The sequence below is a fragment of the Stenotrophomonas sp. YJH_SMC_19 genome, assembly GCF_059367915.1.
Map to the genome: position 1 here is coordinate 215,207 of NZ_JCAFRI010000002.1, position 20,023 is coordinate 235,229.

Below are 20,023 nucleotides of genomic sequence, written 5' to 3' on the forward strand. Positions count from 1 at the left end.
TGCTAGGGCGTGATCACGATCAGTGACAGCTGCTCAGCGACCAGTGCCAGCTCGCCATCGGCGACCCGCTCGACGGCCTTGCGCTGGATCAGCAGCCACTGGCCGGGCTGGCGCGCATCCAGTGACACCAGCTGCGAGCGTACCCGCACCTCGGACCCGCTCGGCACTGGCGCCAGGAAGCGGACCTTGTTCAAGCCGTAGTTGAGCACATGGGCGATGCCGGGGAAGCCCGCGAGGGCGGCCACATCGTCCTCCACCGTCAGCGAGAGCAGCAGGAAGCCGTGTGCGATGGTACGCCCGCCCGGCATCTGCGCCTGCGCCCGCGCTGGATCGACATGGATCCAGTTGTGGTCGCCGGTGGCGTCGGCAAAGGCATCGATGCGCGCCTGGTCCAGGCAGGTCACGCCACTCAGCCGCTCACTGGCAGCCCACTGCTGCAACGCCTGCAGGGCGGGAGGCAGGTCGCTGTCCGCACTCACGCCACGCGCTCCAGCAAGGTCAGGATCGCGTCACGTGCCTCTGGCTCGGACAGCATCGGAGCATGCCCGACATCGGGCACCTCCACCAGCCGGGCACTTTCCGAGGTGGCCGCCATCTGCCGCGCGACATCGGCCGGCAGGATGTCGGACAACGCACCGCGTACCACCAGCACCGGCACCCGTGCGGTCAGCCCACGGACCGCACGCCACAGCAGCGGACGCAACAGCCACAGCAGCCATGGCCGGGTGGTGCGGATCACTGCCGGGTCGTAGTCCAGTTCCAGCAGGCCATCGCTGCGCGGGCGGAAGGTGCGCACCGCCATCTGCCGCCAGTCGTCGGCGCTGAAGCGCGGGAACGCAGCCTTGCCGATGGATTCCACGTAGGCCGTGGCCTGCACCAGGTCCATCGGCGGTACCGGCTTGCCGGCGTACTTGCCGATCCGTGCCAGCGCCTCACGCGGCACCCTGGGGCCGGCATCGTTGAGCACCGCGCCCGCGACCCGCTCGGGCGCGCGCGAAGCGAGGGTGATGGTCACCAGCACGCCCAGTGAGGTGCCGACGAACACCGCCTTGTCGATGTTCTGCGCGCGCAGCAGCGCGACCATGTCATCTGCGTAGGTGCGCGGGTTGTAGCTGGACGGATCGTGCGCACGTTCTGAACCGGCGCGGCCACGCAGGTCGACGGCGATCACGCGCCATCCCTCGGCGGTGAGTGTTTCGGCCAGTGCATCGAAATCGGCACCATTGCGGGTCAGGCCGGGAATGCAGACCACGGTGCCGCGGGGCGCCTGCCGGGCATCCGCTGCATGGTCGCGCGCGTGCAGGCGCAGGCCATCGTCGCTGTTCCAGTACAGGTCGTCGTAAGACTGCGTCATGCAGGAGCTTCCTGAAGATCGTAACGGATGCGCTAGAAATCGTAACGGACGCTGAGGCTATATTGGCGCGGCGGACCATAGAAGCCAATCAGCGTGCCGACTGCAGGAATGTTGTAGCCAGTAGTGCGGTATTCCTTGTCGGCCAGGTTGGTGCCCTGCAACGAGAAGGTCCACGCATCATCCAGGCGCCAGATGACGCCGGCGTTGACCAGCCCGTAACCCTGCTGGCGGATCACCGGGCTGAGGTCGGTGGTCGGCCACACTTCGCTCTGGTAGCTGTAGCTCACGCGTGCCGACAGGTTGCTGCCGTTGGCCAGGTCGGTGCGGTATTCCACGTTGAACGCACCGGAGATATCCGGGGCATTGGTGAACTTCATCTGCCTGGCCACGTTGATGCCGCGGTCCATGTACTCGTCGTATCTGGTATCCAGCCACGCCAGGTTGCCGGAAATCAGCCAGTGCTGGCTGGGCAGGTACTGATACTCGACTTCCAGGCCTTTGACGGTACCGGCGCCGGCATTGGTGAAATCACCGAAGAAGGAATCATCGATGCCATCGCCATTGGTATCCAGGCCGGTGAACACCGACAGCTGGATGTCCTTGTACTTGTTGTAGAACGCTGACAGGTTCAGGAACAGGCGCTGGTCGAGGAAGGCCATCTTGCTGCCGACCTCATAGCTGTCCACGGTCTCGTCATCGAACGGCTCCGCCGAGCGCGGTACCGCCACCGCGTTGGCGCGGATGTTGTAGCCGCCGGACTTGAAGCCACGCGTCGCCAGGCCATAGACCATGATGTCCGGAGTGATCTGGTAGTCCAGCGAGACCTTGGGCGAGACGTTCCTGAAATTGGTCTTCTTGTCGAAATCGGCGGTCACCGCCACCGGCCGGCTGAAGCCCGGGTCGGCGTAGAGGCGGTTGAGCACGATCGCGCGCTTGTCCTCGTCGGTGTAGCGGGCGCCGACATCGAGCTTCAGTCTGCTGGTCAGGTCGAAGGTCCAGTCCGCATACAGCGCGATGCTGTCGGTCAGCACCTTGCCCTGGTTGTCGGCGAACTGGGCACTGAAGTAGTTGTTCTGGATCTGCCCGCCAGCCTCGCCACTGAACTGGTACAGGCCGACCACACCGCGCACCCGGCCGCCGGCATCGTAGTTCAACTGCACTTCGTTGCTGACCTGGTCGTCGTGGTAGGTGCCACCCACGTCGGCGAGCTTGACCGGGGCGGTATCGAAGTCGATGTTGGCCTCGCTGTCCGATTCACGCTTGGCGACCACGTATTTCAGCGCGATGTCTTCGTTCGGCCGCCAGTTCACCGTGGCCGAGGCGCCCTTGCTCTCCACGTTGTTGAGGTTGCGCATGCCCGAGCGGATGTCATAGCGGCTGTCCATCGGCGGGTAGGCGCGCAGGAACGGATTGGGTGCCAGCATCTTCGAGCCGCGCATGCCGGACTGATCGTCGATCCAGTCCAGTGCGAACTGCACGTCGAAGTCGTCGCCCGCATACGCGCCCAGGTTCAGGCGTGCCGCGTTGATCTGCTTGTCACTGACCGGCTGGCCGTTGAAAGTGTTCTCGCCAAACCCGTCGTGGTTCATGCTGGCCACCGCCACGCGGGCGCGCAGGCCGCTGTCAGCACCGCCGATCGGACCGCCGATGGCTGCCTTGGCATCCAACTGGCTGTAGTTGCCCACGGTGACCTGGGCGAAGCCCTCGGTCTGGGTCGGCAGGCCGCGCGAGATGTACTTGATCGCGCCGCCGATGGTGTTCTTGCCGTAGAGCGTGCCCTGCGGGCCGCGCAGCACCTCGATGCGCGAGACATCGAACACATCCAGCAGCGCACCCTGCGGGCGCGCGATGTAGACGTCATCCAGGTAGATGCCCACGCCCGGATCGGCGCCCCAGGTGGGGTCGGACTGGCCGATGCCACGGATGTAGGCGGTGACCGTGCTGCTGGCACCGCGGGCGGCGTAGATGGTCAGGTTGGGCACCTGCGCATCCAGGTCGCTGATGTCCTGGACATTCATCTTGTCCAGCGCTTCGGAGGTAAATGCGGTAACCGCTACCGGGACCTCCTGCAGGGTTTCCTCGCGCTTGCGCGCGGTGACCTTGATGCTGTCCAGGTTGGTGGGTGATGCAGTCCTGGCCGCCGTCGGCGTGGCCTGGGGCGTTTCCTGTGCCAGTACCGGCCCGGAGGCCAGCAATGCGCCGATCATGAGACTCAGGCAATTCCGTTTCATTCGGTCCTCCCCCAGGCAGCTGCTTGCAGATGGCCCATTGCCATCCTGCAGCCAAGGCTAGCGGTGTCATCACGCAGCGGCGAGTGGACCTAGGTCCAGTCGGCAGCGGCCGCTGGATGCGGATACTGGGCGCGCCCCCAGCCGGAAGCGCGTCCCGGTACCACTTCATCCACGACTCACGCATGAGGATCTGGCCATGAAATCCGGAATCGATTCGATCAAGGTTGTACTGCTGGTGCTGTGCAGTTGGCTGGCGATGGCGGGCAGTGCCCTTGCCGCAGGCCCGGCCGGGCATTGGGACATTGGCCTGTACGGCAATCTGTTCGGCGCCCGCGAGTACCAGGTGTGGGTGCCGGCGGGCTACGACGACCAGCAGCCGCTACCGTTGCTGCTGGTGCTGCACGGCTGCGTCAACGGGCCCAACCTGATGGGGGAGGCGTCAGGCTTCAATGATGTGGCCGACACCGAAGGGTTCATCGTGGTCTACCCCCGGCAGAACGTCACCTCCAATCCGGCCCGCTGCTGGAACTGGCAGCTGCCGATCAACCAGGCCCGCGACAGCGGCGAAGCGTCGATCCTGGCCGGCATCGTGGACAAGGTGAAAGCGGACTACAGCGTGGATCCGCGCCGGGTCTATGTCACCGGCATTTCGGCAGGTGGTGCGATGACCTCGATCATGCTGGCCTGCTATTCGGATGTGTTCGCTGCCGGCGCCATCCACTCCGGTGGCATGTTCAAGGGCGCGACCACGATTTCCGGCAGCGCCTACGCACTGCTGGCCGGCAGCATCTATTCGCCGGACAGCAATGGCCGCCTGGCGTGGCAGTGCTCGGGTTCGCCGTCGCCGCGACCGCTGCCGGTGCTGGTGTTCCATGGCAGCGCCGATCTCACCGTCAATCCGGTGAACGGCCAGCAGGCCGTGCGCCAGTTCCTGCAGACCAATGACCTGGCCGACGACGGCCTGGACAACGACTCGGTGAAATACGTGCCGACCAGCACCTATCACGGACAGGTGCCGGGCGGCCGCGGGTATACCGTCGACACCTACGCCTACGGTGGCAGGACGCTGGTCCAGCACTACGTGGTGCAGGGCATGGGGCATGCCTGGAGCGGCAGCCAGTCGGGCCTGCCATTCACCGACCCGAAGGGGCCGGACGCCACGCTGATCACCTGGTTGTTCCTGAAGGACTACCAGCGCTGACGGGGGGCAGGGGGCCTTCCAGGGAGGGGCGCGACCGGAGGTGCCGGATGGCACCTTCAGCCGCTCATGGCAATCGATTATCGTGAGCGCCCGTTCCCACGACCTTCAAGCGCCGGCGCATGGAATCCATGTCAACGACTGCCCGAAACCGGCAATGGCTCAATGCCGTCGTGCTATCCGCAGTGCTCCTTGCCGTCGGCTGCGAGGGCAGGAAGGCACCGCCGAACGATGTGGGGGCGGCGGTCGACGAGGCGGCCCATGCCCTGATCGAACAGCCTTTGCTGCACTCGGCCTCCATCGGCGTGGTGTACCGGGGCAAGACCTTCATCCGTCACCGCGGCGAGATGGTAGCCGGCAAGCCCGATGTTCCGACCGACGCAACGCTGTATGAGATCGGCTCGCTGAGCAAGACCCTGGCGGGCACGTTGATGGCCCGTGCGGTGCTTGAGGGCAGGGTGGGCCTGGAGGATGACGTTCGCAGCTACCTGCAGGGCGACTATCCGAACCTGCAGTACCAGGGCCAGCCCATACGGGTCCGTCACCTGCTGTCACACACCAGTGGCCTGCCGAACATGCTGCCGGAGCGGGCGAACACCGTGTTGGAGGACTTCACCGATCACCGCGTGCCCGGTGAACTCAGTGCCCTCTATGCGCATTACGGCAAGCCGGATTTCCTGCGGGATCTGCACGCCGTGCGGATCCCACGGATGCCCGGGAAAGAGTACGCCTACTCCAGTGCTGGGACGGAGCTGACGGCCCACATTCTGGAAGGCGTCTACAAGACCGACTACACGTCATTGCTGCGTGGCTTCTTCAGCGATGCCGCAGCAATGACCAGCATCGGGATCAAGCTGGGGAATGCGGAAAAAGACCGTCTTGCCATCGGCTACCACAGCGACAATCCGGTGCCGACCTCGCCGATGCCACAGTTGCCATGGGGCGCTTCCGGCAACGTCAAGGCAACAGTGCCCGACATGGTGAAATACCTTCAGTTCCAGCTGGCCAACGGCCCGGTGGTGCAGGAATCGCATCGCACTCTGGCCAGATTCGACGACGAGTTCAGCATTGGCTATTTCTGGAACATCGTCGCTGGCGATCGCCAGAAGGGTGTCTATTACGCCCACCACGGTGGCGTTCCACGCTCGCAGTGCTACATCTACATCATGCCGGAGCACGATCTGGGCATCTTCGTGATCACCAACCAGAGCGGCGACCGGACCGCGCGTGCCATGGAGGCGGCGATCGATACCCTGGTCGGGAGAATCGCGGCGCGTTGAACCTCCCGCTGAGGCTCGGGCCCACGCGGCCCGGTCCGTGGACCAATGTGGCTTCGCAGGACGACGTGTCGGACAAGCCTGGAACCGATCTGGACAGACTGCTCGGCCCCGGCGGCTGTCGGCCGCAGGGCTTTGCGCTCGCATTCCTGGCGTTCGTCGCTGGATATCATCGTTGGTCGCATGGTCTGCGCCGCGGCAATGCCCTCGGCTAGGCTATAGCGATCGACCGCAGGGATGACGACCCCATGAACCGCTGGCTTTTCCTGGCGCTTGCTGCGCTCCCGTTCACTGCCGGTGCCGTGGTCATCCGTGATGACGTTGACGACGCCCGGTATCAGATCGATGCCTCTGTCTTCCCGGCGCTGGCTGACATGCCGGGTGAAGGACATGGCGTTCTCATCGCCCCGCGCTGGGTACTGACCGCAGCGCATGCGGCACCCATGGAAGGGATGGAAGAATCCATCTCCATCAATGGACGCGCCTATGCGGTCGAGCGCGTCTTTGTGCATCCCGGTTTCAGAAGAATGCCGGAGGCCCTGGGCAAGGAGGCGCTGGCGACAGGAAATCCCTCCAGGATCCACGCGTTCCTGGCAGCATCGGATGACATCGCACTGATCAGGCTTGCGACTGCTGTAAAGGATGTACAGCCCGTAGCGCTCTATCGCGGTGCTGCCGAAGTCGCGCAGATCGCGGCCCTGATAGGAAAGGGGGCTACCGGCAATGGCGTCGTAGGGCTGGTGCCGGGCGGCCCGCATCGCACGACCCTGCGGCGGGCATTCAACGCGATTACCGGCGGCAACGAACGGTATCTCTGGTACCGGTTCGATCCGCCACCGCAGGCCCTGCCGCTGGAGGGGGTTCTCGGCAACGGTGACAGCGGCGGTCCGCTGGTGATTGATGATCACGGAACGCCGCAGCTGGTGGGGCTTGGTTCGTGGATCACTGCGGTTCCAGAGCATGCGCTCGAGGCGGGGTTCTATGGCCAGGTGGTCTACAACGTTCGCGTATCGCGCTACATCGACTGGATCGAAAGCATCAGCCGTGACGCGTCACATTGATTGCTTTTCGTGGAGGCGTAGCAGTGCAGGGGGGCGTTACCCTGATCTCAGCCGGTGCGACGAGCGTTCGTATGCTTCCCATCATGGGCTCATCATTTCACCGTCCAGATTTCATGATCGTCACCCGGCCGTCCGGCTGGGTGCAGAGCGGCGAGCGCTGGGATCTGTGGTGGAACGGCCGTTCGGTGGCCAGTATCGTGCCGCATGCCGTGCTCGGGTTCCGCCTGAAACTGGACGCACGCAGGATGTCACAGAGCAAGGTCGTGTCCGTCGCCAGCGCCCGCCAGGCGAAGCGCTACGCCGAGCGCTGGTGCGCGGCGCGGCTCTGCCCACAACTGCCACTGCGTGACGCCGTCGCCCGACTGGTGCAGAGTGCACCCGAACCGGGCGCCGTGTTCGCGCCGCCACTGACCCGGACGCAGCGGCAGCAGGCCCGGCGCCTGGCCGAGGCCGGCGCAAGCGAGATGGGGCGGATCAAGGAAGCGCTGGCGCCACGGCCGCGCGTGATGGCCGCCAGGCCCGAGGTGCAGGGACGAGGTGGAACCTGGTCTGTGCCCGGCCAGAATCCATCCTCGCCGCACCGAAACGGGAACACCTCCCCAGCCAGGGTTACGCCGAAAGCTCCTCACGCACGATCCTGGCCCCTTCGCTGAGCGCGCGCAGCTTGCCGCGTGCCACTTCCCGTGCAAGCGGCGCCATGCCGCAGTTGGTGCTTGGGTAGAGTTTGTCGGCATCCACGAACTGCAGCGCCCTGCGCAGCGTGTTGGCCACGTCTTCCGGCGTTTCCACCGTATTGGAGGCCACGTCGATGGCGCCCACCATCACCGTCTTGCCGCGCACCAGTTCGATCAGGTCGATCGGCACGTGCGAGTTCTGGCATTCCAGCGAGATGATATCGATGCTGGAGGTCTGCAGCTTGGGGAACGATTCTTCATACTGCCGCCATTCCGAGCCCAGTGTCTGCTTCCAGTCGGTGTTGGCCTTGATGCCATAGCCGTAGCAGATGTGCACCGCCGTCTGGCACTTCAGGCCCTCAACCGCACGCTCCAGCGCGGCCACGCCCCAGTCGTTCACTTCGTCGAAGAACACGTTGAAGGCCGGCTCATCGAACTGGATGATGTCGACGCCAGCGGCTTCCAGCTCCTTCGCTTCCTCGTTGAGGATCTTCGCGAACTCCCAGGCCAGCTTTTCGCGGCTCTTGTAGTGCGCGTCGTACAGCGTATCGATCATGGTCATCGGGCCGGGCAGGGCCCACTTGATCGGCTGCGTGGTCTGGCTGCGCAGGAACTTCGCATCCTCGACGAACACCGGCTTCGGACGGCTCACGGCGCCGACCACGGTCGGCACGCTGGCATCGTAGCGGTTGCGGATGCGGACCGTTTCGCGCTTCTCGAAATCGACGCCGCTGAGGTGCTCGATGAAAGTGGTGACGAAGTGCTGCCGGGTCTGTTCGCCGTCGCTGACGATGTCGATGCCGGCGTGCTGCTGCTCCTGCAGGGACAGGCGCAGTGCATCCTGCTTGCCTTCAGTCAGGCCGTCGTCCTGCAGCTTCCAGGGTGACCAGAGCTTCTCGGGCTCGGCCAGCCAGGAGGGCTTGGGCAGGCTGCCTGCGGTGGAGGTGGGAAGCAGTTTCTTCGTCGACATTGCGTCTGGTTTCCTGGGGGCGAATGGGGAATCAAAGAATCAGCGGGCAGCCCACTGCTCAAGCACGGCGCGGTACGGCTTGATGAAGTGTTCTTCGGTGAACCGGCCCTGCTTGACCGCCAGCTGGCTGCGCTCTTCGCGGTCGTAGACGATGCGGGTGGAGGAGTAATCCTGGTGCTTCAGGCTGGGCTGGTAGACCTTGCCGGCCACGGAATTGGCGTTGTAGATCTCCGGGCGGTAGATCTTCTGGAAGGCCTCCATCGTGCTGATGGTGCCGATCAGCTCCAGGTTCGAGTAGTCGCCCAGCAGGTCGCCCTGGAAGTAGAACGCCAGCGGTGCGACGCTGCCCGGCGGCATGAAGTAGCGCACCTGCAGGCCCATCTTGTCGAAGTACTGGTCAGTGGGAGAGAACTCGCCCTGGCGGTATTCCACGCCCAGGATCGGGTGGTGGTTCTCGGTGCGGTGATAGGTCTTGCTGCTGGATACGCTGATGCAGATTACCGGCCCCTTGCTGAAGTTGGCGCGGTAGGCCTCGGACTCCAGGAAATGCTTGAACAACTTGCCATGCAGGTCGCCAAAGCCCTCCGGGATGCCAAAGGTGGCCTTCCCTTCGTTGCTGGCCGGCAGCACCACGCTGAAATCGTAGTCGCGCACGTAGGACGAGAAATTGTTGCCGACGATGCCTTCGATGCGCGCGCCGGTGCGGGTGTCGACGATGGTCGGGCGCAGCACCTCGATCAGCGGGAACGGATCACCGCCACCGCTGCTGCCGATGTGCATCTCCACCGAGATGATGTCCAGCTCGACCGCGTAGCGATCCGCGCTGGGGTTGTCCCAGTGCGCCAGATCGTTGAAGCGGTTGTTGATCATGCTGATCGTGTTGCGCAGGTTTTCCTGGCGGGACGCGCCGCGGGCAAGGTTGGCGAAATTGGTGGTGATGCGCGTCCCGTCGGCAGGCTGGTAATCCTCGTTGAAGGGGATCTGCGTGATGCTGAAGGTGAAGGTGTCGGTCGTCATGGGTGGCGTTCCGTAGTGCGGGGTGACATCCGGATGCGGGCGAGGGCATCCGGCATTCAAAGTGCTGCGGCCGCTTCCAGGTCGGCAAGGCGCTGGCGAGGCAGGTCCAGCAGCGGCATGGCCCGCCGCACCGCCAGCCGTGCGCGCTCGACCAGGGCGTCGTTGTGCACGCGACCGTCGGCGAAATCCCGGTCGGTGGCGTAGACGCCCAGCGGCAGGGTGCGCGCCTGGAAGAAGCTGAAGAGCGGGCGCAGCTGATGGTCGATCACCAGCGAGTGGCGCTCGCTGCCGCCGGTCGCGGCCAGCAGGATGGGGGTGTCGACCAGTGCGTCCTGGTGGACGAAGTCGAAGAAATGCTTGAACAGCCCTGTGTACGAGCCGCGATAGACCGGCGTGCTCACCACCAGCACATCGGCCTGCTCGACGGTGGTCAACTGGCGTTCCACGGTGTCGGGCAACTGCGAACGCCAGAGCGCACCGGCCAGCTGCGGGGCCAGTTCGCCCAGTTCGACCAGGTGCTGCTCGCTGTGGATGTCCTCGCCGATCAGGCCCATCAGATGCTCGGCCAGGGTGGCGGCCTTGGAGGGGCGCTGCAATCCGCCGGACACGGCGACGATTCGAAGGGGGCGGGCAGGTGAAAGCATGACCCGATGCTAGCCATGCCCTTCCATGACGTAAAATGGTATTACTTCACCTATCCATGAGCAGGATTCATCGTCATGCTGGAGCGGATCCACCTCAGCATCGTGCAGCAGGTCGAGCAGCAGGGCTCGCTTACCGCGGCCGCCGGCGTACTGAACCTGACCCAGTCGGCCCTGAGCCACAGCATGAAGAAGCTGGAACAGCAGCTGGGCACTGATGTATGGCTGCGCGAAGGCCGCAGCCTGCGCCTGACCCAGGCCGGGCAATACCTGCTGGCCGTCGCCAACCGCGTGCTGCCGCAGCTGGATCTGGCCGAGGAGCGGTTGGGCCAGTTCGCACAGGGCGAGCGCGGCGCGCTGCGCATCGGCATGGAATGCCATCCCTGCTACCAGTGGCTGCTGAAGATCGTCTCGCCGTACCTGGCCGCGTGGCCGGATGTGGATGTGGACGTCAAGCAGAAGTTCCAGTTCGGCGGCATCGGCGCGCTGTTCGGCTACGAGATCGATCTGCTGGTTACCCCCGATCCACTGCTCAAGCCAGGCCTCAAGTTCATTCCCGTGTTCGACTACGAGCAGGTGCTGGTGGTGGCCAGCAACCACGCCCTGGCCAAGGTGGATTACGTGAAGCCGCGCCAGCTCGGCCAGGAAGTGCTGATCAGCTATCCGGTGCCGTTCGAGCGCCTGGACATCTACAACCAGTTCCTGCTGCCGGCCGGCATTACGCCGCGACGGCACAAGGCCATTGAAACCACCGACATCATGATGCAGATGGTGGCCAGCGGTCGTGGCGTGGCCGCCATGCCGCGCTGGCTGGTGGAAGAGTACGCCACCCGCATGGACGTGGTGCCGGTGCGCCTCGGTGCGAAGGGCATTCCCAAGCAGATCTATCTGGGTGCGCGCGAAGCCGATACCAGCATCGACTACCTGCAGGCCTTCATCGAACTGGCGCGGAACAGTTCGCCCCTGGCCAGCAATGCAGGCGTGGGCGCGTGATGTCCGCGCCTACGTCGCTGCGGGTGCAGGCCTTCCTTGATGCTTTTTCGCTGGAGGTGAGCGCCAGGGCCATGCCGGCGCTGGGTGCCGAAGCCACCCGCATTCCGCGTGGCACCACGATCTCCATTCCCTGGCTGGCCAGCGAGGACGACGACGCACGCCTGGCAGCGGCGCGCAGGGTGCGTGAACTGGGCTTCGAGCCGATGCCGCATCTCTCGGCGCGGCGCATCGGGTCGCGTGCGGTGCTTGAGCGCTTCCTGCAGCGTGCCGCCAACGAGGCAGGTGTCGCCCAGTGCTTGGTGATCGCCGGCGACCTGGCCACGCCCGCCGGACCGTTTGCTGACAGCGCTTCGATCATCGAGAGCGGCCTTCTGGAGAGGGCCGGTATCAAGGTCGTCGCCATCGGCGGTCACCCCGATGGCCATCCGGTCCTGGGCAGTGACGCGTGCTGGCAGGTACTGGAACACAAGTGCCAGTCCATCGAAGCGCGCGGCATGGCGCCAATGATCATCACGCAGTTCGCCTTCGATGCCGACATCGTCCTGGCCTGGTTGCACGCGCTGCGCGCCCGTGGCATCCACGTTCCGGTGCTCGTTGGCGTGCCGGGCCCGGCAAGCATCGCGCGGTTGGTACGCTACGCCGCAATGTGCGGGGTGGGGGCCAGTGCATTGATGCTGTCCCGGTATGGCATCTCGATCGGCCGGTTGCTGGGCAGCGCGGGCCCGGAGGTGTTCGTGGACCGTCTGGCGGGCGGTTTGACTGATGCCCACGGGTTGGTCAGCCCGCACTTCTTTCCGTTCGGTGGAATTGCCCAGTCGTTGGACTGGATCAACCAGCATCGGGCGCTGCCATCGGTTGCCCGCCGCTGACAGGCCATCAATCGTGCCTGCCGGGCAGCGCATGACCCGGTGCCGCCCCGCTCAGCCCCGGCGGTGGCGTATCCCTGACGGGGTACTGATCAGGCCCGCATTGCTGATGGCCTGGCGCGTATCGCACGCCCGGCACGCAAGCACGGTTCCTCCTCGCACATGCTCCATTTCCTGCTCGCCCCAGACGCTGGTTGCGCCGCAGGCCGTGCAGGTGGCTTCGATCTGCAGGGCACGGGCCAGGTCGCCCTCCGCGCCTGGCGTGTAGGTGAGGTCCCTGATCTTGAATAGGCCGGTATGACTCATTGGAACGCCGTTGTGGGTGCACTACGGGAAGATGCGAGGCGAAGGTGTCGACAGGGTTGGCACAGTGTCGAGAAACGGCGCGCTTCAGCTCATGCATCACTACGCAGCACGAACTCCTCCAGCCGCGCCCGGCTGACGGACTGGTGGTTGCCACAGCCTGGGCAACTGAGCGAAGCAGCGCCGTTGAGATCGACGAGGCCATGATCAGGAATGGCGCGGAACTGCCTTGAACACTTCAGGCAGGAACAATCGATCCGGGTGACCTGCAGCAGGGTGCCATCCTCACGCGCCACTCCTTCGACGCTGTTTACATAGAACTGTCCGATGTCGCGCATGAAGATGAATAAAGCCCTGAACGTATGGGGGCGTTCATCATGCCGCCTGTCGCGCTGCTAGGCGCGAACCGTATTCTGAAGAATTAAGAATACGCATCACGGCCCGGACTTGCGCCGGGTGCTAGAGTGTGAATAGGTGCCGACGTGGCCCTGCATTCAAGGCGAAGTCCATGCCCATCCGGGCCGTTGTATACGCAAGCCAGGCCGTTGAAGGCCTTTCGATTGACCGCCTGGAAGCACTCGTCACCGATGCCGCGAGGTTCAACAAGCTTGCAGGGGTGACAGGCGTGCTGCTGCATGACGGCACGCGATTCGTGCAGTACTTCGAAGGGCCGGAAGATGGGGTGGCCAGCGTTTACGAGCGGGTGCTGCAATCGACCAGCCACACGGATGTGGTGGAGCTGGCCCGGGGACGTGTCTCTACCCGGCAGTTCCCCTATTGGTCGATGCACCAGCTTCCTGCCGACCAGCTTCTGGTCGGCAGGCTTGCCAGGGCCGACTGGTCACGCTTCAAGAGAAGCCAGCCCGAGGAGATTGCGGGTTCTGCGTGGGGTATCGATGTGCTGGCCGCCGCGGTTGAGCCCTACGTGCACGCCGCTTAGTTTGCGGTTCGGCGGCCGCTCCCTTGGGATGTGCAGCGACATGAAGGCTTTCATCACGCTCATCGCCGCATTTGCTGCGGGCCCGGCGCTTGCCGATGCCCCGCTGCTGCCGCCGGAGAGGTTCACGGCATGCTCCCCCCGCGCGGAATCTCTGTACCGATTCGGATCCAGCCGTCAATTCAACGCGGGTAATGCCACAGGAATCGGGCCAGGATGCCTCGCTGATACCCGGATGGCATCGCGGGTTGTTCCCGTCGGACGATGGGGCTCGGTCGTGGTCGGCTGCGAAGGCATGAACCTGGTTCCGGCTGACGTGACGTTGAGCGAGCCGGTGCTGCATTTCTACAATCGCGGCCGCCTGGTTCGCACGGCTACGCTCGATCAGTTGTATCGGCGCACCATGGCGTGACCACGCCATCACCCGCATTCACTCCACAACAGCGAAAATGCACTATCGGGCGCGCCCCTACGCGCGCCGCTCACTGCCTGCAGGATCGCGAAGATGTCCAAGCCCCCCTTTGGTGAATCGTCATGTGCCGCCGCTGCCAGCGGTTGCGTCGAGGTGCGCGGCGCGCGCGAGCACAACCTCAGGAATGTCGACGTCTCCATCCCGCGCAACGCATTGGTGGTGTTTTCCGGTGTTTCGGGCTCCGGCAAGTCATCGCTGGCGTTCGGCACGATCTTCGCGGAGGCGCAGCGGCGCTACTTTGAGTCGGTTGCGCCGTATGCACGGCGCCTGATCGACCAGGCCGGCGTGCCCGATGTGGACGCCATCGACGGGTTGCCGCCGGCAGTGGCCCTGCAACAGCAGCGCGGCGCCAGCAACGCGCGCTCATCGGTGGGCAGCGTCACTACGCTGTCCAGCCTGGTGCGCATGATGTATTCGCGTGCAGGTGCGTACCCGGCCAACCAGCCGATGCTTTACGCCGAGGACTTTTCGCCCAATACCCCGCAGGGCGCCTGCAGCACCTGTCACGGGCTGGGGCACGTCTACGAGGTGACGGAAGCCTTGATGGTGCCGGATCCGTCGCTGAGCATCCGCGAGCGCGCCATCGCCTCCTGGCCGCCGGCCTGGCATGGCCAGAACCTGCGCGACATCCTGGTCACGCTCGGCTACGACATCGACGTACCGTGGAAGAAGCTGCCGAAGAAGGATCGGGAGTGGATCCTGTTCACGGAAGAAACGCCCACCGTGCCGGTCTATGCAGGCTTCACGCCTGCCGAGACCCGGGCTGCGCTCAAGCGAAAGCTCGAGCCGAGCTACATGGGTACATACACCGGCGCGCGTCGCTATGTGCTGCATACCTTCGCCAACACCCAGAGCGCGCTGATGCGCAAACGGGTTTCCCGCTACATGGAAGGCAAGCTGTGCCCGGCCTGCCACGGAAAGCGCCTGAAGCCGGAAGCGCTCTCGGTCACCTTCGCGGGCGTGGATATCGGTGAGTTCATGCGGTTGCCCCTGGATCAACTGGCGGATCTGCTGGAGCCCATCGCGGAAGGTGATTTCGGCGCACACAGCAAGGGTGCACCTATCAGCAGGCATGCGACACCCCGCGATCGTGCCCGGCGCGCCGCGAGTGGCCGCGCGACGCACGAGGGCGCCCCCGACGTGCGCCTGACCTCGGCCCTGTCCGAAGAGAAGCGGCTGGCCGCACAGCGGCTGGCGGGCGGGGTCATGGGGCGGGTACGGCAACTGCGCGAGCTTGGCCTGGGCTATCTCTCGCTGGACCGCGCCACGCCCACGCTGTCCGCCGGCGAACTGCAGCGCCTGCGGCTGGCCACGCAGCTCAGCTCGTTGCTGTTTGGTGTGCTGTACGTGCTCGACGAGCCTTCGGCCGGACTGCATCCCGCCGACAGCCAGGCGCTGTACGACGCGCTGGACCGGCTGCGTGATGGTGGCAACTCGGTGTTCGTGGTCGAGCACGATCTGGAGCTGATGCGCCGCGCGCAGTGGCTGGTGGACGTGGGCCCGGAGGCCGGCGAGCGGGGAGGGCGCGTGCTCTACAGCGGTGAGCCGGGCGGCCTGCGCCAGGTGCAGGAGTCGCGCACGGCACTGTATCTGTTCGACCAGGTACCCGCGCCCACCCGTCGGCAGCGCACCGCCACCTACTGGCTGGAACTGCAGGGCATCCATCGCCACAACCTGCAGGGAGTGGACGCGCAGGTGCCGCTGGGTTTGCTGACGGCCGTGACCGGCATTTCGGGGTCGGGCAAGTCCAGCCTGATGGCACAGGCCTTGCCCGAGCTGATGCTGCTGCACCTGGGGCATGAACCCGCGGACGATGGAGCCGAGGCGTCGCCGGACGACGGGCCGACGGTGATGGAAACCACGCGAGGCCAGTTGGCCGGTGATGTGGACGCCATCCAGCGGGTCGTGCAGGTCGACCAGAAGCCGATCGGCCGCACGCCACGCTCCAACCTGGCCACCTATACCGGGCTGTTCGATCACGTGCGCAAACTGTTCGCGGCGACGCCCGCCGCACGTCGTCGTCGCTTCGATGCGGGTCGTTTCTCGTTCAACGTAGCCAAGGGCCGATGCGAAACCTGCGAAGGCGAGGGTTTCGTGAGTGTCGAACTGCTGTTCATGCCCAGCGTCTATGCCCCATGCCCCACCTGCCACGGCGCCCGCTACAACGAGGCCACGCTGAAGGTGCTGTGGAACGACCGCAACATCGCCGAGGTCCTGCAGATGACCGTGGACCAGGCGCATGCATTCTTCATGGCGGAAGAGGTCATTGCCCGGCCGTTGCAGCTGCTGCAGGACATCGGCCTGGGTTACCTGAGGCTGGGCCAGCCGGCCACGGAGCTTTCAGGCGGCGAGGCCCAGCGCATCAAGCTGGCCACTGAACTGCAGCGCAGCCAGCGCGGGCGCACGCTTTACGTGCTGGACGAACCCACCACCGGCCTGCACGCGTCGGATGCGGACAGGCTGCTGGTTCAGCTGCAGCGGCTGGTCGACGCAGGAAATACGGTGGTGATGATCGAGCATGACATGCGGGCGGTCGCCCAGGCGGACTGGGTGATTGACGTCGGGCCGGGCGCAGGCAGCGCGGGTGGCACCATCGTGGCGAAGGGAACGCCGCAACAGGTGGCCCGCGCACGGGGAAGCAGGACAGCGCCTTTCCTTGCGCGCGAGCTGGCTCCTCTGTAGGGCCGAGCCATGCCCGGCCATCACCCTCGGCCAGATCCGGGGGCGGCCTGTCCAGCAAACGATGCTCATGTCTCCCCGCGCCACTGGCTCATCAACATCTGCAGAAAGCGTTCCGCAGTAGGCGAGAGCAGGGCGCCCCGGCGACGGACGATCCCGATCGTGCGCGACACCACGGGGTTACCAATCGTGCGCGTCACCAGGGTCGGATGATCTCCGTCCGGCGTGGCCATCTTCGGCAGGACCGACACGCCGATGCCGGCCTCGACCATGCCCAGTGACGTCGACAGGTGGGTCACTTCGTAGTGCCAGCTCAACTTGAGGTTCTCGCGCGCCAGGGCACCATCCAGCAGCGTGCGGTTGCCGCTGGTGCGATGCACGGTGATCAGCTGGTGCTCGGCCAGATCGGCCCATTCAACCTTGCGCTTGCGGGCCAGCGGATGATCGCGTCGGCAGGCCAGCACGAAGGGATCTTCGGCCAGCACGTCGAAATCGAGATTCGGATCGTTGGCGCCCATGAAGTTGATGCCGAACTCGACTTCGCCACGCTCTACCGCCTGCAGGCCTTCGGTGGCCGGGATATCCAGGATCCGGAAGCGCACGTTGGGATGCGCTTCGTGGAAACGCGCCATCACGCTGGGCAGGAAGTAGAACGCCGCCGTGGGCAGGCAGGCGATGGTGACGGTAGCGCCCCGCGTATCGTCCCGGCCCCGCAGTGAGAACAGTGACCCATCGAATTCCTCCAGCATGCGACGCACCAGCGGCAGCAGGTTCTCGCCGACGGCGGTGGTGCTGACGCTGCGCGTGGTGCGCTCCAGCAGTGGCGAACCCACAGCCTGCTCCAGCTTCTGTATCCGTCGGCTGAGTGCCGGCTGGGAGACGTGCAGGATCTCCGCGGCGCGGTGGAAGCTGCGCGTCTCCGACACCAGCAGGAATGCGCGTAGATCCAGGATTTCGCAATTGATGCTCATTGGGTATCAATCATCCAAAAATCAGCAATTCACAGATCAATTGTGGTCATGCCAGTATCGAATCACAGAGGGGTCATTCATCCCCTATACGCATCAATCTAGCACACGTATGTCCAACGATCTGCTCAGCATTCCCTGCGTACTCATGCGCGGTGGTACATCCAAGGGCCCGTTCTTCCTGGCCAGCGATCTTCCGGCGGACATTGCTGAACGCGATCGCCTGCTGGTGGAAGTAATGGGGTCGGGTCATCCGCTGCAGATCGATGGCATCGGTGGCGGCAACGCGCTGACCAGCAAGGTGGCCATCATCGACCGATCCAGCCGGGCAGACGCCGACGTGGACTATCTGTTCGCCCAGGTACGGGTGGAGCAGCAGGTGGTGGACACGTCCCCCAACTGCGGCAACATGCTGGCGGCGGTGGGCCCGTATGCCATCGAGCGGGGGCTGGTGCAGGCTCAGGATCCGCAGACCGAGGTGCGCATCCACAACGTCAACACCGGCAAGCTGATCATCGCCACGGTGGAAACGCCGGGTGGCCATGTGGTCTACCGCGGTGATACGCGCATTGCCGGCGCACCGGGCTCGGCCGCGCCGGTCAGGCTTTCCTTCCTTGATGCCGCAGGCGCCCGCACCGGCAAGCTGCTGCCCAGCGGCCACGCCCGGGAAACCATCGATGGCGTGCCGGTCAGCCTGGTGGACTGCGCCATGCCGATGATGCTGGTGCGTGCCGAAGACCTGGGCGTGCACGGTGATGCCTCGCCCGCCGAACTGAACGCGGATGCCGCGTTCATGCGCCGGCTGGAAGCGCTGCGCATCGAGGCGGGCGCCCGCATGGGCATCGCCGACGCCGGCAACAAGGTCATTCCCAAGCCGGTGCTGCTGTCGGCGCCGCAACACGGCGGCGATCTGCAGGTGCGTTACTTCATGCCGCACCAATGCCACACCGCACTGGCGATCACCGGTGCGGTCGGCCTGGCTACCGCCGCCGTCACGCCGGGCACGCTGGCCCACACTTTGGTCGGGTGCCTGTCCGTTCCCGGCAGCATTACCCTCGAACATCCGAGCGGGGACCTGCAGGTGGGCCTCAGTCGCAGCTCGGATGACGCACCGGTGATTGCCAGCGTGGTCCGCACCGCACGCCGACTGTTCGAAGGTCGCGTGTTTGCGACAACGCCAGCGCCTGCCATGGCCAGTTCCACCCAAGCCCGCCAATGGACGTCAGCGGCATGATCTGAACCCGGCAGGGCCGGCGCAGACGCGCATGCCTGCCATTACAACGTAGATGCTTCACTCCTGGGAGGGATGATGTACAAGCAGTTCTTCATGGCCGCGCTGTGCGCGGCCGGCCTGGCCGCGGCCGGTTGCAGCAACAGCGGGCGCGCGGAAGGCGCATCCACCGGCACCGGTGACGATGCACCCGTGCGCATCAGCGTCGGCTCCTACAACCTCAACAACCTTCCGTTCTTCATTGCCGATGCCAAGGGCTACTTCAAGGACGTCGGCCTGGACGTAAAAACCGAGAACTTCGCCCAGGGTGGCTCGAAGGTGCTGCAGGCCCTGGTGGCGAATTCCACCGACGTGGCGGTCGGTTTCTACGACCACACCATCCAGATGCAGGCCAAGGGCAAGGATGTGGTCGCCTTCGTGCTGCTTTCGCGCAATTCGGGCCTGGTGATGGCCGGCCGCGAGGATGCCACCTTCGATCCGGCCCGCCCGGACACCATCAAGGGCCAGAAGGTCGGCATCACCGCACCGGGCTCCTCGTCCGACTTCTTCGTCCGCCACTTCCTGGCGCAGCACGATATTCCGGCCGACAGCATTTCGCTGATCGGCGTCGGCTCGGGCGCTGCTGCCGTCGCCGCGCTCGAGCAGGGCAAGATCGACCTGCTGGTCAACTACGATCCGGCTGCAACCCTGATCACCGAGCGCAAGGTCGGGAAGATCATCCTTGACGCGCGCAGCGACGAAGGCGCCCGCCAGGTCTATGGCGGGCTGTACCCGACCTCGGTGATGTACGCCAACCAGAGCTTCCTGGACAAGCGCCCCGAAGCGGCCGAGAAGATCGCCCGTGCCGAACAGATGGCGCTGAAGTTCATCGCCGACAACAGTGCCGAGGAGATCGTTGCCGCGCTGCCGGACAGCTACGTCTCCGGCGACCGCGCCACCTATGCCCGCGCGGTGGAGAACGCGCGCGCGATCTTCACCCGCGATGGACGCTTCACGCCGGCCGACCTGGAGACGCCGTTGAAGGTGCTGCGTGAGTTCAATACCGATGTGGCCAAGGCCAACATCGATCTGTCCAGGACCTACACCAATGCCTTCGTCGAGCGTGCCAACGCTGCGGCGCCGGCTGCCCAACCGTAAGCGGAGGTAACCCC

At 65.1% G+C, this 20,023-nt stretch carries 19 protein-coding genes; 11 read left to right on the forward strand and 8 right to left on the reverse strand.

The window, feature by feature from the left end; all coding sequences use genetic code 11:
- Positions 1-2: 2 nt before the first annotated feature.
- From AC5P5R_RS03520 to AC5P5R_RS03530, 3 genes are read right to left on the reverse strand one after another with little or no spacing between them, the layout of a single operon-like run.
- Positions 3-479, reverse strand: a complete 477-nt coding sequence (locus AC5P5R_RS03520; protein WP_088429765.1) for a MaoC family dehydratase — start codon at positions 477-479, stop codon at positions 3-5.
- A complete protein-coding gene (locus AC5P5R_RS03525; RefSeq protein WP_088429767.1) occupies positions 476-1,354 on the reverse strand; it encodes an alpha/beta fold hydrolase in 879 nt (292 codons plus the stop codon). Before AC5P5R_RS03525 ends, AC5P5R_RS03520 begins: the two co-directional genes overlap by 4 nt.
- Positions 1,355-1,386: 32 nt before the next feature.
- The gene (locus tag AC5P5R_RS03530) at positions 1,387-3,585 is read right to left on the reverse strand and encodes a TonB-dependent receptor (RefSeq protein WP_224119211.1); all 2,199 of its coding nucleotides are present in this window, start codon (positions 3,583-3,585) and stop codon (positions 1,387-1,389) included.
- Positions 3,586-3,781: 196 nt separating this feature from the next.
- Here AC5P5R_RS03530 and AC5P5R_RS03535 point away from each other — a divergent pair, with 196 nt between their 5' ends.
- From AC5P5R_RS03535 to AC5P5R_RS03550, 4 genes are all read left to right on the forward strand, one after another.
- Positions 3,782-4,786 carry an extracellular catalytic domain type 1 short-chain-length polyhydroxyalkanoate depolymerase gene (locus tag AC5P5R_RS03535; RefSeq protein WP_043033419.1) on the forward strand — a complete coding sequence of 335 codons (1,005 nt, stop codon included), beginning with the start codon at positions 3,782-3,784 and terminating at the stop codon, positions 4,784-4,786.
- 128 nt (positions 4,787-4,914) lie between these two features.
- Positions 4,915-6,063, forward strand: coding sequence for a serine hydrolase domain-containing protein (locus AC5P5R_RS03540; protein ID WP_043033420.1), 1,149 nt, complete (start codon positions 4,915-4,917; stop codon positions 6,061-6,063).
- 245 nt (positions 6,064-6,308) lie between these two features.
- Entirely contained in the window at positions 6,309-7,121 is an 813-nt protein-coding gene (locus tag AC5P5R_RS03545; protein ID WP_012480325.1) for a S1 family peptidase, read from the forward strand.
- A 71-nt stretch (positions 7,122-7,192) separates the two neighbouring features.
- Positions 7,193-7,774 (forward strand): hypothetical protein, encoded by a 582-nt coding sequence (locus AC5P5R_RS03550; RefSeq protein WP_087802665.1) that lies wholly within the window; start codon positions 7,193-7,195, stop codon positions 7,772-7,774.
- Here the strand turns inward: AC5P5R_RS03550 and AC5P5R_RS03555 are convergent.
- From AC5P5R_RS03555 to msuE, 3 genes are read right to left on the reverse strand one after another with little or no spacing between them, the layout of a single operon-like run.
- Complete coding sequence (locus tag AC5P5R_RS03555; protein ID WP_495226306.1) at positions 7,731-8,765, reverse strand: methionine synthase; 1,035 nt, start codon at positions 8,763-8,765, stop codon at positions 7,731-7,733. The genes AC5P5R_RS03550 and AC5P5R_RS03555 overlap by 44 nt on opposite strands.
- A 39-nt stretch (positions 8,766-8,804) precedes the next feature.
- Complete coding sequence (locus tag AC5P5R_RS03560) at positions 8,805-9,782, reverse strand: DUF1852 domain-containing protein (protein WP_012480322.1); 978 nt, start codon at positions 9,780-9,782, stop codon at positions 8,805-8,807.
- A 56-nt stretch (positions 9,783-9,838) separates the two neighbouring features.
- A complete protein-coding gene (gene msuE / locus AC5P5R_RS03565) occupies positions 9,839-10,426 on the reverse strand; it encodes an FMN reductase (RefSeq protein ID WP_012480321.1) in 588 nt (195 codons plus the stop codon).
- Positions 10,427-10,501: 75 nt separating this feature from the next.
- On the opposite strand from msuE, the gene AC5P5R_RS03570 reads away from it, so the two are divergent.
- Positions 10,502-11,416: a LysR family transcriptional regulator gene (locus AC5P5R_RS03570; RefSeq protein WP_012480320.1), complete on the forward strand. Its 915-nt coding sequence runs from the start codon at positions 10,502-10,504 to the stop codon at positions 11,414-11,416.
- Positions 11,416-12,285: a methylenetetrahydrofolate reductase gene (locus AC5P5R_RS03575; RefSeq protein WP_012480319.1), complete on the forward strand. Its 870-nt coding sequence runs from the start codon at positions 11,416-11,418 to the stop codon at positions 12,283-12,285. The genes AC5P5R_RS03570 and AC5P5R_RS03575 overlap by 1 nt, the downstream gene beginning before the upstream one ends.
- A 392-nt stretch (positions 12,286-12,677) precedes the next feature.
- Here the strand turns inward: AC5P5R_RS03575 and AC5P5R_RS03580 are convergent, their stop codons facing one another.
- The gene (locus tag AC5P5R_RS03580) at positions 12,678-12,923 is read right to left on the reverse strand and encodes a hypothetical protein (RefSeq protein ID WP_012480318.1); all 246 of its coding nucleotides are present in this window, start codon (positions 12,921-12,923) and stop codon (positions 12,678-12,680) included.
- A gap of 170 nt (positions 12,924-13,093) precedes the next feature.
- On the opposite strand from AC5P5R_RS03580, the gene AC5P5R_RS03585 reads away from it, so the two are divergent.
- From AC5P5R_RS03585 to AC5P5R_RS03595, 3 genes are all read left to right on the forward strand, one after another.
- Positions 13,094-13,525 carry a BLUF domain-containing protein gene (locus AC5P5R_RS03585; RefSeq protein WP_043033421.1) on the forward strand — a complete coding sequence of 144 codons (432 nt, stop codon included), beginning with the start codon at positions 13,094-13,096 and terminating at the stop codon, positions 13,523-13,525.
- A 40-nt stretch (positions 13,526-13,565) separates the two neighbouring features.
- Positions 13,566-13,934, forward strand: coding sequence for a hypothetical protein (locus tag AC5P5R_RS03590; RefSeq protein ID WP_134946164.1), 369 nt, complete (start codon positions 13,566-13,568; stop codon positions 13,932-13,934).
- A gap of 93 nt (positions 13,935-14,027) precedes the next feature.
- Entirely contained in the window at positions 14,028-16,676 is a 2,649-nt protein-coding gene (locus AC5P5R_RS03595) for an excinuclease ABC subunit UvrA (protein ID WP_099497792.1), read from the forward strand.
- Between the two features lie 65 nt (positions 16,677-16,741).
- Here AC5P5R_RS03595 and AC5P5R_RS03600 read toward each other — a convergent pair whose 3' ends face one another.
- Positions 16,742-17,644, reverse strand: a complete 903-nt coding sequence (locus AC5P5R_RS03600; RefSeq protein ID WP_005409730.1) for a LysR family transcriptional regulator — start codon at positions 17,642-17,644, stop codon at positions 16,742-16,744.
- A gap of 109 nt (positions 17,645-17,753) precedes the next feature.
- Between AC5P5R_RS03600 and AC5P5R_RS03605 the strand changes: the two genes are divergently transcribed.
- Both AC5P5R_RS03605 and AC5P5R_RS03610 read left to right on the forward strand, forming a co-directional pair.
- On the forward strand, positions 17,754-18,875 hold the full coding sequence (locus tag AC5P5R_RS03605) for a 4-oxalomesaconate tautomerase (RefSeq protein WP_005409729.1): 1,122 nt from the start codon (positions 17,754-17,756) through the stop codon (positions 18,873-18,875).
- A 75-nt stretch (positions 18,876-18,950) separates the two neighbouring features.
- The gene (locus AC5P5R_RS03610) at positions 18,951-20,009 is read left to right on the forward strand and encodes an ABC transporter substrate-binding protein (RefSeq protein WP_005409728.1); all 1,059 of its coding nucleotides are present in this window, start codon (positions 18,951-18,953) and stop codon (positions 20,007-20,009) included.
- Positions 20,010-20,023: the final 14 nt, after the last annotated feature.

Bases quoted from the DNA above. Each gene is read 5' to 3' on its own strand.
- AC5P5R_RS03525 (WP_088429767.1), bottom strand. From the start codon at position 1,354: ATGACGCAGTCTTACGACGACCTGTACTGGAACAGCGACGATGGCCTG.
- AC5P5R_RS03530 (WP_224119211.1), bottom strand. From the start codon at position 3,585: ATGAAACGGAATTGCCTGAGTCTCATGATCGGCGCATTGCTGGCCTCC.
- AC5P5R_RS03535 (WP_043033419.1), top strand. From the start codon at position 3,782: ATGAAATCCGGAATCGATTCGATCAAGGTTGTACTGCTGGTGCTGTGC.
- AC5P5R_RS03540 (WP_043033420.1), top strand. From the start codon at position 4,915: ATGTCAACGACTGCCCGAAACCGGCAATGGCTCAATGCCGTCGTGCTA.
- AC5P5R_RS03545 (WP_012480325.1), top strand. From the start codon at position 6,309: ATGAACCGCTGGCTTTTCCTGGCGCTTGCTGCGCTCCCGTTCACTGCC.
- AC5P5R_RS03550 (WP_087802665.1), top strand. From the start codon at position 7,193: ATGCTTCCCATCATGGGCTCATCATTTCACCGTCCAGATTTCATGATC.
- AC5P5R_RS03555 (WP_495226306.1), bottom strand. From the start codon at position 8,765: ATGTCGACGAAGAAACTGCTTCCCACCTCCACCGCAGGCAGCCTGCCC.
- AC5P5R_RS03560 (WP_012480322.1), bottom strand. From the start codon at position 9,782: ATGACGACCGACACCTTCACCTTCAGCATCACGCAGATCCCCTTCAAC.
- msuE (WP_012480321.1), bottom strand. From the start codon at position 10,426: ATGCTTTCACCTGCCCGCCCCCTTCGAATCGTCGCCGTGTCCGGCGGA.
- AC5P5R_RS03570 (WP_012480320.1), top strand. From the start codon at position 10,502: ATGCTGGAGCGGATCCACCTCAGCATCGTGCAGCAGGTCGAGCAGCAG.
- AC5P5R_RS03575 (WP_012480319.1), top strand. From the start codon at position 11,416: ATGTCCGCGCCTACGTCGCTGCGGGTGCAGGCCTTCCTTGATGCTTTT.
- AC5P5R_RS03580 (WP_012480318.1), bottom strand. From the start codon at position 12,923: ATGCGCGACATCGGACAGTTCTATGTAAACAGCGTCGAAGGAGTGGCG.
- AC5P5R_RS03585 (WP_043033421.1), top strand. From the start codon at position 13,094: ATGCCCATCCGGGCCGTTGTATACGCAAGCCAGGCCGTTGAAGGCCTT.
- AC5P5R_RS03590 (WP_134946164.1), top strand. From the start codon at position 13,566: ATGAAGGCTTTCATCACGCTCATCGCCGCATTTGCTGCGGGCCCGGCG.
- AC5P5R_RS03595 (WP_099497792.1), top strand. From the start codon at position 14,028: ATGTCCAAGCCCCCCTTTGGTGAATCGTCATGTGCCGCCGCTGCCAGC.
- AC5P5R_RS03600 (WP_005409730.1), bottom strand. From the start codon at position 17,644: ATGAGCATCAATTGCGAAATCCTGGATCTACGCGCATTCCTGCTGGTG.
- AC5P5R_RS03605 (WP_005409729.1), top strand. From the start codon at position 17,754: ATGTCCAACGATCTGCTCAGCATTCCCTGCGTACTCATGCGCGGTGGT.
- AC5P5R_RS03610 (WP_005409728.1), top strand. From the start codon at position 18,951: ATGTACAAGCAGTTCTTCATGGCCGCGCTGTGCGCGGCCGGCCTGGCC.